This is a genomic window from Mesorhizobium sp. M7A.F.Ca.CA.001.10.2.1, from assembly GCF_003998575.1.
Classification (GTDB): domain Bacteria; phylum Pseudomonadota; class Alphaproteobacteria; order Rhizobiales; family Rhizobiaceae; genus Mesorhizobium.
The window spans coordinates 1-984 of the sequence record NZ_RZQY01001124.1 but is presented as its reverse complement, the minus strand read 5'-3'; the positions used below and the strand labels follow the sequence as shown (position 1 = coordinate 984).

General features: G+C 64.1%; 2 protein-coding genes and 1 pseudogene. 1 reads left to right on the top strand and 2 read right to left on the bottom strand.

What is annotated here, in order from left to right:
- Nucleotides 1-118 (top strand): annotated as a pseudogene (locus tag EN964_RS39000) (sel1 repeat family protein); the annotation flags it as partial.
- A gap of 48 nt (nucleotides 119-166) precedes the next feature.
- Here EN964_RS39000 and EN964_RS35585 read toward each other — a convergent pair.
- Nucleotides 167-466: a hypothetical protein gene (locus EN964_RS35585; RefSeq protein ID WP_127270688.1), complete on the bottom strand. Its 300-nt coding sequence runs from the start codon at nucleotides 464-466 to the stop codon at nucleotides 167-169.
- An 88-nt stretch (nucleotides 467-554) separates the two neighbouring features.
- The coding region (locus EN964_RS35580; protein WP_206528828.1) for an exodeoxyribonuclease III at nucleotides 555-984 on the bottom strand (430 nt) is incomplete at its 5' end.

The following is a 984-nucleotide window of genomic DNA, read 5'->3' as shown; positions in this document are numbered from 1 at the left end:
GCCCTGGATCCGCGGCATGCAGGAAGAGGCATTTGCCACCGCCGGCGAGGCCGACCGCCGCACCGCCATCTCGCTGGCCGATGATATCCTCACCAAGGGCAACAACGCGGACCAGTAGTCTCGCGGCTGCGTCAGCTTCACCAGCAGCACTCGATTTCGATCGCGATCAGTTCTCGATCGGCTCCGTCGGCACCATGCTGGGCGCCGGCGTCGAGATCGGCGTGACATGGGGGTGTGGCGCCAAGGTGTTTTCCGGGCAGCTATCCCCGATCTTCGTCCACGATGTGTTGTTGAGCACCATGTCGCAGCGGGCCAGATGGCTCCGGTCGGCAACCGTCAGGCAGGCGACCTGGCCAAGCTGGTAGGATTTTCCATTGGCCAAGCATTCCTGGTCGGCAAATGCCGCACCGGGAGCGGCCATGGCAAATGCCAGGCCGATCGGACAAAGATGAAATCGTGTGCTCATGGAACCCCAGCCGCCATGCTGGACCGCAATGAACGGCGCGAAATGTGGCGATATGAGGTCCAGCGCCTGCGTGCCCGGCGAGGTTCTCTCAGGCCGGCTGAAGCGCGAGATCGATCGCCACCGGGACGTGATCGGACGGTTTTTCCCAGGCGCGCACGTGCTTTTCGATCGACGCGGAAGAAAACCGGTTGGCGGCTTCCGGCGACAAAAGCAGGTGGTCGATGCGGATGCCGTTGTTCTTCTGCCAGGCGCCGGCCTGATAGTCCCAGAACGTGTAGGTGTCGTGCGCGTCGGTGACCGCGCGCACCGCCTCGGTGAAACCAAGGTTGAGCAGCCGGCGGAAGGCTTGTCGCGTCTGCGGCTGGAACAGGGCGTCGCCCAGCCAGTTCTCCGGAAACCGCGCGTCGATCCGCTCGGGAATCACGTTGTAGTCGCCGGCGAGCACCAGGGCCTCCTCAAGTCTCAGCCGTTCTTCGGCCCAGCGCTCCAGCCGCGCCATCCAGGACCGCTTGTAAGGA